The organism is Actinocorallia lasiicapitis (genome assembly GCF_054778695.1).
The window spans coordinates 1-4,031 of record NZ_BAAGZI010000476.1; the positions used below are offsets into that span (position 1 = coordinate 1).

6 protein-coding genes are annotated in these 4,031 nt (G+C 71.9%); all 6 read left to right on the forward strand.

Going from position 1 to position 4,031, the window contains the following annotated elements; translation table 11 throughout:
* On the forward strand, window positions 1-473 hold a 473-nt coding region (locus ACYVE7_RS30520), incomplete at its 5' end, for a hypothetical protein (protein WP_460369578.1).
* Between the two features lie 151 nt (window positions 474-624).
* On the forward strand, window positions 625-1,848 hold the full coding sequence (locus ACYVE7_RS30525) for a DUF4407 domain-containing protein (protein ID WP_460369579.1): 1,224 nt from the start codon (window positions 625-627) through the stop codon (window positions 1,846-1,848).
* A 92-nt stretch (window positions 1,849-1,940) separates the two neighbouring features.
* Window positions 1,941-2,327 (forward strand): TOBE domain-containing protein, encoded by a 387-nt coding sequence (locus ACYVE7_RS30530; protein ID WP_460369580.1) that lies wholly within the window; start codon window positions 1,941-1,943, stop codon window positions 2,325-2,327.
* 16 nt (window positions 2,328-2,343) lie between these two features.
* On the forward strand, window positions 2,344-3,114 hold the full coding sequence (modA, locus tag ACYVE7_RS30535; protein ID WP_460369581.1) for a molybdate ABC transporter substrate-binding protein: 771 nt from the start codon (window positions 2,344-2,346) through the stop codon (window positions 3,112-3,114).
* Window positions 3,111-3,896, forward strand: a complete 786-nt coding sequence (locus tag ACYVE7_RS30540) for an ABC transporter permease (protein WP_460369583.1) — start codon at window positions 3,111-3,113, stop codon at window positions 3,894-3,896. Before modA ends, ACYVE7_RS30540 begins: the two co-directional genes overlap by 4 nt.
* Window positions 3,893-4,031, forward strand: a 139-nt coding sequence (locus ACYVE7_RS30545) for an ATP-binding cassette domain-containing protein (protein ID WP_460369585.1), incomplete at its 3' end; no start/stop codon positions are given. The genes ACYVE7_RS30540 and ACYVE7_RS30545, both read left to right, overlap by 4 nt.

Genomic DNA, 4,031 nt, shown 5'->3' on the forward strand with positions numbered 1-4,031 from the left:
CCGCCGAGCGCGCCCTGCTCTGGGCCCGCGAGGACCAGGCCCGCGACCACGCCCGCTCCCTGCGCGCCGCCGACCGCGCCCTGGAGTGGGGCCGCGAAGACCAGCTCCACGACCGAGCCCACCGCCGCGAGGACACGCTCCGCGAACTCCTCTGGCAGCGCGAGGACGAACTCCGCCGCGAACGCCTCACCCGCGAAGACCTCGAACTCAAAATGGAAGCCCTCCGCGAACTAGGCCGCCTCCGCGATACCCCCATCCCGGCCCCCGAACTCCCGAGGGAGGCTCTCCGCGAGCTGGGCCACGTCCGCGATGCCCCCGCTCCCGCCGCCGTCCCGGCCGCTGAACTCCCGGGCCCTGAACTCACCAGGGAGGCTCTCCACGAGCTGAGCCGCCTCCGCGATGCCTCTGCTCCTGCCGCCGTCCAGACCTCCGAACTCCAGAGCCCTGAACTCACGAGTCCCCATGAAGACTGACTCCGACGTCCCCGCCCCCGACCTCCCAGTCCCTGACATGTCTGCGACCGATGTGTCTGCGACCGATGTGTCTGTGGTCGGTGTTGTTGAGGCCGGTAGGCCGGTGGGGCCTGATCGGGGGATCGGGCGGTGGATCAGGGTTGCGGCGGGGGTGTCGGAAGCGGCGCTGGACTGGGTGCCGGAGGAGCGGGCGCGGTACACCGGGCTCGGGGCGATCGTGGTGGGGACGGCGGGGCTGGCCGGGCTGTCACTGCTGGTCGCGCTGACGATGGTGTTCGAGGTGGCGTGGCCGCTGCTGGTGCCGGTGGCGGTGTTCTGGGCGTTGCTCGTCGGGAGCATCGACCGGTGGCTGATCTCCAGCACGCACGGGGTGCTGGGCGGCTCGCGGGTGCGGCTGTTCGTGCCCCGGTTGCTGGTGGCGCTGCTCTTCGGGGTGATCATCGCGGAGCCGTTCGTGCTGACGGTGTTCTCCTCGGCGATCGAACGGGAGGTCGCCGACGAGCGGTCCGCGCAGGTCCAGGCGCTGGAGTCGCGGCTGCGGGAGTGCAACCCCGCCGACCCGGCGGCGGCCGTCCCCGCGGGCTGCGCGGAGTCCCGGGTGACCGTCGGCTCACCGCCCGACGGAGCGCTGACGGCGCTCGACGACACCGTGGCGCAGCGGGCACGGCTGCTGACCGAGATCGGCGACGCCCAGAAGGAACTGGCCCGCCGCAACGACATCGCCCGCCGCGAATGCAACGGCTCGGCCGGTCCCGGGTTGAGCGGCGACGCGGGGGAGGGCCCCAACTGCGCCCGCAACCGCGACGAAGCCGACAGGTTCCGGCAGGACAGCGATCTCGCGGGCAAACAGGCGGCCGTCGGACGGCTCGACCGCCGCATCACCGAGCTGACCGCGGCTGCTGGTGACGCGATCCGCGCCTACGGGGCCGAGCTGAACGAGGCGATCCTGGCCAGGACGGCCGAGTTCCGCGCCCACCAGGGCCCCGTCGGGCTGCTGGAACGGACCCACGCGCTGTCCCGGCTGGGCGACCGCGACTTCTTCGTGCTGGCCGCCCACTGGCTGGTCCGCCTCTTTCTGATCGTCATCGACTGCCTGCCGGTGCTGGCGAAACTGCTGGGCGGCACGACGGCCTACGATCGGATCGTCGCCGCCCGGCTGGCGAGCGCGTCCCGTACGCACGAGCTGGATCTGCGGGTGCGCGAGACCTTCGTGACCGCCTACGGCGAGATCGAGCTCAGGCAGACCGAGCGCGACGTCAGGGCGCGGCTGGAGGAGCTGGAGGATGAGGACCGCGAGCGGCGGCTGGCCCGCTCCGCGGAGCTGGACGCCGTCGTGGCGGATCTGGCGGCCCGGCTGCGTGTGCGGGGCGGCTGACCCGCAGCCGCGAGGGTGAGGGTGGTCAAGACTTGCGATTGCGAGGGCGATCGTGATGTTCGGCTGGTTTCTGCGAAGGTAAGGTGGGTTCTGTGACGACGTTTCGGATCAGTGAGGCGGCCGCGCTGCTCGGCGTCAGCGCCGACACGGTCCGGCGCTGGGTCGACTCCGGCCGGCTGACCGCCGAACGGGACGACAACGGTCACCGCACCGTGCGGGGCGGGGATCTGGCGGCGTTCGCGCGCGCCCAGATCCTGGAGGAGGAATCGGGGATCTCCTCGGCCCGCAACCGGTTCCGCGGGATCGTGACCGAGGTGACCCGCGACGCGGTGATGGCCCAGGTCGAGATCGCGGCGGGACCGTTCCGGGTGGTGTCCCTGATGAGCCGCCAGTCGGCCGACGAGCTGGGTCTCGAGCCCGGGGTCGTGGCCGTCGCGGTGATCAAGTCGACCAACGTCGTCGTCGAGATCCCCCCATGAGAGGCGACCCCCCGCAATGAGTACGTCGTTGTTCACCAGGAGCACGTTCCAGAAGATCGCCGTGGTCGGCCTGCTGGTCGCGGGCGTCACCACCGGATGCGGCGGCTCCGACGACAAGACGACCCTGAACGTCTTCGCCGCGGCCTCGCTGAAGGAGTCCTTCACCGAGCTCGAGACGGCCTTCGAGGCCGAGCACAAGGACGTCGACGTCGTGTTCAACTTCGGGCCGTCCTCCGGACTCGCCCAGCAGATCACCCAGGGCGCGCCCGCCGACGTGTTCGCGGCCGCCAGCCCCGCGACCATGAAGACCGTCACGGACGCCTCGCTGGCGGTCTCTCCGACGGTCTTCGTCCGGAACAAGCTCGAGATCGCGGTGCCGCCGGCCAACCCCGGCAAGGTCACCGCGTTGAAGGACCTGGCCAACCCGAAGATCAAGGTCGCGCTCTGCGCCGTCGAGGTGCCGTGCGGCGCCGCCGCGGTGAAGGCGCTGGAGGCCGCTGGCCTGACCGTCAAGCCCGTCACGCTGGAGCAGGACGTCAAGGCGACCCTGACCAAGGTGCAGCTCGGCGAGGTCGACGCCGCCCTCGTCTACAAGACCGACGTCATCGCCTCCGGCGACAAGGCGACGAGCATCGCGTTCCCCGAGGCCGACAACGCGATCAACGACTATCCGATCGCCGCGCTGTCCAAGGCCCCGGAGGGCGAACTGGCGAAGCAGTTCGTTGAACTGGTGCTCTCCGCTCAGGGCAGGGGAGTCCTGACCAAGGCCGGGTTCGAAGCGCCCTGAGATCCCGTGCTCCCTGGGGGCTGACCGTCCCCGCGCTGATCGCTCTGGCCTTCCTGGTGCTGCCGCTGGCCGGGCTGCTGATCCGCGCGCCCTGGTCGACCCTCCCGCAGCGCCTCGCGGAGCCGGTGGTTCTGGAGGCGCTGCGCCTGTCCCTCGTCACCGCGACGCTCGCGACGGTGCTGTGCCTGCTGTTCGGGGTGCCGCTCGCCTGGTTCCTCGCGCGGGTCCGCTTCCCGGCCAGACGGCTGGTGCGCGCGCTGGTCACGGTGCCGCTGGTGCTGCCGCCGGTGGTCGTCGGTGTCGCGCTGCTGCTGGTGCTGGGCCGCAACGGCCTGGTCGGCCGGTGGCTGGACGCCGCGTTCGGGTTCACGCTGCCGTTCACGACCGCGGGCGTCGTGCTCGCCGAGACCTTCGTCGCCCTGCCCTTTCTGGTGATCAGCGTGGAGGGCGCGCTGCGCGCCGCCGATCCACGGTTCGAGGAGGCCGCGGCGACCCTCGGCGCGTCCCGCTGGACGGTCTTCCGCCGGGTCACCCTGCCGATGATCATGCCGGGGGTCGTGGCGGGCGCGGTGCTCTGCTGGGCGCGCGCGCTTGGCGAGTTCGGCGCCACGATCACCTTCGCCGGCAACTTCCCCGGCCGCACCCAGACGATGCCGCTCGCCGTCTACCTGGCGCTGGAGACCGATCCGGCGGCCGCGATCGTGCTCAGCCTGGTGCTGCTCGTGGTGTCGGTGGGGGTGCTGGCCGCGCTCCGCGACCGCTGGGTGGGCGGCGCGTCATGAGCCTCGACGCCCTGATCATCGTGGATCGCGGGACCTTCCGGCTCGAGCTGCCGCTGGAGGTCGCGCCCGACGAGGTCGTCGCCCTGCTCGGCCCCAACGGCGCCGGGAAGTCGACGGCGCTGCGCGCGCTCGCGG